This is a genomic window from Protofrankia sp. CiP1_Cm_nod2, assembly GCF_920664355.1.
Lineage (GTDB): Bacteria > Actinomycetota > Actinomycetes > Frankiales > Frankiaceae > Protofrankia.
In genome coordinates this window covers 1-5,373 of record NZ_CAKKTL010000044.1, presented here as the reverse complement: position 1 = coordinate 5,373, position 5,373 = coordinate 1, and the positions used below count along the sequence as shown (strand labels likewise).

The window sequence follows — 5,373 nt, the reverse complement described above, 5'->3', positions numbered from 1 at the left end:
TCTCGATCTCCAGCAGGCAGCGGCTGTTCTCCTCCGCCGGTTCCGGTGGACGACGGCGGGCGACGATCCGTAACCCTCGCAGCACATGGTTGGCCGTTCCCGGATGACCGTCGGTGACGCGGTGCAGGTCCGTTGCCAGCCGGCGCCACCGGTCGGGCAGGTCGGCGCGTCTGACCAGCAGGCTGACGTCGTTCGCCGTGAGGTCGGGTAACGCCACCGGATACCACCATGATCCCGCTTCGTGCGCGTCCGCGCGCCGGCCGCGGGCCCAGTTCGCGTAACCCGCCGCGTCGAGCGGGCGTATCCGGCCCCCCGGAGTGCCGTCGCGGACCGGGTTCCACCCCCGGCTGGTCACGATCACGACCAGCGGGTCGCAGGTGCCGGCGCCCTCCGAAGCCCGTTGATGGCGTTCTTCCACGAGCAGGTGAAGAAACTCCCGGCCGCCGGGGGAATGGTGGACGTTGTCCAGCAGCAGAACGCAGTTGAACAGGTCGCCGCCGGCCCGCCGGCCGGCGGTGAAAGCGTCGTACAGATCGGCGAGAAACATTTTCACCAGCAGCCGTTCCACCTCCTGGCGCGATTCGTCGTCGGCGTTCCGGAGCGCGACCAGGTCGGCCAGGGCGTCCGGGCTGATCGGCTCGGCGGTCCGCCGCGAGCGCTCCGCCCGTTGGAAGGGCCAGGTCCGCCGGCCGCCCAGCCGGGCCCGCCACTGCATGGAGGCGAGGACGGTCACCGCGGCGGACGCCACATCCGGCAGTTCCGACGAGGCGAGCACCGGGCTGACGATCCTGATGATGTCGTCGCGGTTGCGCTCCGCCCAGGTCCGGTCGCGCAGCAGCCTGGTGATCTGGTGCAGGGTCTGGATACGATCGTTCAGCTCCAGCTCGCTGCCGAGGACAAGCAGGCAGGTGTAGAGCCGGTCGAAAGTGACACGCCGATAACCGGGCACCTTCCCGGCAAGGCCGAAAGCGGTCCGGACCAGAATCTCGCGGGCCGGGGAGACATCGCGCCCCGGCGCCGGCCGCCGTCCCGTCCCGCCCAGATTCAGCCGGACGCGCGGCACAGCCGCGCACCATCGTTCGATCTCGTCGAGCACGGCACTGCGGCCAATGCCCGGGGGCCCGAGCAGCAGGACAACCGGCAGGTCACGGTTCCGCGCCTCACCGGAGCGGTCCAGGCACTCCGTCAGCAGCCGCCGGACCGGTTCCTCCCGGCTTCGGGAGATGGCCACTCGCTCGCTCATCGGACAGTCCGCCGTTTGCCGCCGGACCGGCGTGAAACGCGCCATGGAACGGCCGTGCCGATCGCCGACACCATCTCACCAGGGCACATGCGCATATCCATCCGACGAGGCACGGAGAACGATCCGGCCGGCCCGGCTACACCTGCGGCACCAAGATCCGCAAAGCGGAGATCCGCGACAACGAAATCCGTGCCGGCAGGGCGTGGGCAGGGTTTGGGCCCACCAGCCCAGAGCGTACAACCGCTTACATACAGAGTGACCCACGGGCCGATCCACCCGGATGCCTGACAGACATATCATTCCGGCCCGTCCTCGGCGCACGTCCGCCAAAAAATCCCGGACGACCACACGGGATTCCCGGCCGAGAAAGGATGCCGGTGAAATTCAGCCATGACATTGGAAATCGGGGGCCGTCCATGTTTGCGACAATCCTGCCGGGAGCGCCAAGATCGCGCTCGGCGTCGCCGGACCAGCCCAGGTGCGCCGGCAGCCGGGCGACAGGCCCCGGGCAGCCCACCGGCCCACGGCCGACGGCTCTCGTCCGCGACCGTGCAATGACAGCTAGTGTCACCTTCCCGACTCTCCGTCGTCACTTCTGGTTCTCCTGGAGTAAAACAGTTGTTCGGTCAACGCCAGTGGGTGTGGTGGGGGGCACGGCGATGAGCCGTACGCTCCTCGCGCGGCAGGCACCCTTGTCACGAAGGGAACCTGTGTGCCAATCCTGGTCACCGACCTCGATGGAACCCTGCTCGCAGGAGACGTGACCGACCGGCGGCGCCTGCGCGACGCCCTGAACCGCCACCCCGAGGTGGTGGTCGTCTTCGCCACCGGGCGCGCTCTGCCCGCCATCCGCGAGGCGCTGGACGACCCGCTGGTGCCCAGGCCCCGCTGGATCATCGCCGACGTCGGTGCCACCGTGCTCGACGGCGTCGACCACACACCTGTCCAACCGCTGCAGAGCAAGCTGCGAGCCGACTGGCCCGGAACCGCGCGCGTACGCACCGCGCTGCGCCGCTTCCCCGCACTGACCTACCAGGACGGCGTGCCGCAGGAGGGCCGCTGCTCGTTCTTCCTCCACCCCGAAGATCTCACACCGGCCGTCACCGACATGGTGGAGGCACTCGGCTGCACCTGGAGCTACTCGGCGGACCGCTACTTCGACGTCCTGCCCAGGGGCGTCTCCAAGGGCAACGCGCTGACCGCTCTCGCCCGCTCGCAGGGCTGGCCGACAGCCTCGATCCTGGTCGCCGGGGACAGCCTCAACGACCTGTCCATGTTCCGGACCGGTACGCACGGCGTGGCGGTCGGCAACTCCGAACCAGCGCTGATCGCCGCGCTGGACGGCCAGGACGGCGTCCACCGGCCCCGGCAGCCCGGCGCCGCGGGCGTGTTACAGGCACTGCTGAAGCTGGGCTGGGTCGAGGCCCGATCCCCACTCGTGATCGGCTACCATCGCCCGCCGGCCATCTGGGCCCCCGACGCCGACCAGCGGGAACCGTCGAGCCCGAACGGCATCCTGCCCACCCTGCTCAGTCTCTTCAGCGCAGGTATGGAGGCCGTCTGGGTGGCCGCCGCCGTTGCGGAGCAGACGGTTGCGGAGCAGGCGCTCCTGGGGCAGGCAGTCCTGGAACAGCCGGAACGCACAGCCCTCCCCGACGGGCGCAACATCAAAATCCCGCTCTCCTTCCTCCCGCTGCGACCGGACGAATGGCGTGCCTACTTCCACCAGGCATGCAAGGAAACGCTCTGGCCGGTACTGATGTCACAACCCGAACGGTTGTGCTTCAACCCGCTCGCCTGGGAGCAGTACCGGACGGTCAACAGGCGTTTCGCCGAGCACATCGACAGCGAGGCGGCGCAAGGCGGCACGGTCTGGTTGCACGACTACAACCTCTGGCTGGTACCGGGCATCCTCCGCGGAAGGCGACCGGACCTGCGGGTGGGGCTGTTCCACCACACGCCCTTCCCACCGCCGGAGATGTTCGCCGCCCTGCCGACCGCCGAGGAGATCCGTGCCTCGCTCAGCTGCCTGGACTGGGCCGGATTCCACACCACGACCTTTGCCGGACGTTTCCGGTCCGTCCTCGCGGGCAGCCCGCGGCTACCGAGGATCGGCGTCCACCCACTCGGCGTCGACCACGACGCCATCGAGGCGCTCGCCCATGGCCGAGCCCCGCGCATCCGCCGGCAGGGCGGCCAGCTGGTGCTCTCCGTCGAGCGCCTGGACTACACCAAGGCCCCGGTCGAGAAGGTCGAAGCGGTCGCGATGCTGCTCGCCCGCCGCCCCGAGCTGCGCGGGCGCCTTCGCGTCCGACTGATCTGCGCCCCACCCGAGCCCGGCATCGCCGCCTACGACTCGACACGGCGGAAGCTCGAGCGACGGATCGCCGAGGTCAACCGGGCCTGGGGCGAGGACGGCTGGGAGCCCATCGACTACCTGCCCCGTTCGCTCTCCTTCACCGAGGTCGTCGACAACTACCTTGCCGCCGACGTCCTGTGGGTCACCTCCTTCCAGGACGGGATGAACCTGACGGCCAAGGAATACGTCGCCGTCCAGGCAGCGGTCGGCGGTTCCGGCGTACTGGTGCTCTCCCGGCACATCGGAGCGGCGGAGGAGCTGGGAACAGCGGCGGTGCTCACCGACCCCTACTCCCTCGACGACCTCGCCGACCGGCTGGCCCTGGCGCTGTCGCTCACGCCGGCCGAACGGCGGGCACGCCTGGCCGACCTCGCCCGCCGGCTCGGCCACCGTCATCCGACGGCGTGGGCAACAGAGATCATTTCTGCCATCCGGGGAACGGAGCGCGCCTCCGGGCCCTCCCGGCGGGCCCCTGTTCAGAGCGGTGGCCACGGCAACGGCGCCGGGTACGCGGCACGCAACCGATCCTGAGCCTCACCGCGGTCACCGGGAGACCGGTCGTCCGGGGAGCCGGGTCGGACAGCCGAGAGGTGGTCGAGGCCCAGGAGCGCGGCACCGACGACCGGTGGGGCGACCACCAGCCGGATCTCGGCGAGCGGTGCGCGGGTGGCCAACCGGGCGGTGATGTTGTCCAACAGCAGCGGCTGGTGGGAGGTCAGCATGCCACCGCCCAGGACGAGCGGAGTGGGCATGTCGAGCCGGCCCAGCCGGGTGAGCGCCACCAGAGCGAGCCGGACGATCTCATCGGCCTGACGGTCGATCAGGCCGAGCGCGGCCGCGTCGCCGGCCGTGGCCGTGGCGAACAGAAGTGGGATGATCTCATGCAGCCTGGCCCGCTCCAGCTCGCCGAGGTGGACCGCCTCGGCGACACGGGTCGCGCTCGGCAGGTCGAAGTGCGCGGCGATGGCGGACGCGAGCGCGGTCGCCGCACCACGACCGTCCTCCGCCCGGACGGCATGCCACATGCACTCCACCGCCAGCACCTCACCGCCACCCCAGTCACCGGTCAGCCGTCCGAGGGCGGGGAAACGGACCGTCCGGCCGTCCGGCAGCAGGCCCACGCAGTTGACTCCGGCGCCGCAGACCACCGCGGCCCCGCACGCGTCGTCCGTCCCGGCCCTCAGCACAGCGAAGGTGTCGTTACGAACGGCCACCGACCGCGTCCAGCCCTGCTCTTCGACGGCCTTCCGCAGCCGCTCCTCCTCCACCGGCAGATCGGCGTTGGCCAGGCAGGCGCTGGTGTGCTCGGCCACCGGGTTCTTCTCCGGCGGCAGCCCGGCCCGCGCGGCGGCGGCCCGGACCAGCGGCGCCAGCATGGCGACCGCGGCCTGTGCCCCGATCAGCTGCGGCCGGAAGCCACCGCCACGGGCACTGCCCAGGACGGCGCCGTCCGCGCCGACCAGCAGGACGTCGGTCTTGCTGTTGCCGGTGTCGATGGCGAGCACCCCCGGCAGACTGGACATGGCAGGCAAACGGATGCGTCACCCTTCCGGATCGATCGATGTCTCCTCGACGAAGGTAGAGTGCGGCGGTCGGTGAGTTGCCCGACATTCACAACTCGCTGTCAGGCGTCTCCCCGGCCCGCGGCTCTCACGGACAGCGGTCGATCAGTTCACGATGAGACTTCCGGAGCACATCGCGACCACGGGCACGCCGGCGCCGGGCCGGCTATTCCGCTCGGGCCGCCCACAGAGCGCAGATGGGCAGTGCC

The 5,373-nt window shown here is 70.5% G+C and carries 3 protein-coding genes; 1 reads left to right on the top strand and 2 read right to left on the bottom strand.

The window, feature by feature from the left end; genetic code table 11:
- The coding region (locus NBW84_RS07230) for a hypothetical protein (protein ID WP_250282900.1) at positions 1–1,243 on the bottom strand (1,243 nt) is incomplete at its 3' end.
- A 712-nt stretch (positions 1,244–1,955) separates the two neighbouring features.
- On the opposite strand from NBW84_RS07230, the gene NBW84_RS07225 reads away from it, so the two are divergent.
- Complete coding sequence (locus NBW84_RS07225) at positions 1,956–4,133, top strand: trehalose-6-phosphate synthase (protein ID WP_250282899.1); 2,178 nt, start codon at positions 1,956–1,958, stop codon at positions 4,131–4,133.
- Here NBW84_RS07225 and NBW84_RS07220 read toward each other — a convergent pair.
- Positions 4,079–5,125 (bottom strand): BadF/BadG/BcrA/BcrD ATPase family protein, encoded by a 1,047-nt coding sequence (locus NBW84_RS07220; RefSeq protein WP_250282898.1) that lies wholly within the window; start codon positions 5,123–5,125, stop codon positions 4,079–4,081. The genes NBW84_RS07225 and NBW84_RS07220 overlap by 55 nt on opposite strands.
- Between the last annotated feature and the right edge of the window lie 248 nt (positions 5,126–5,373).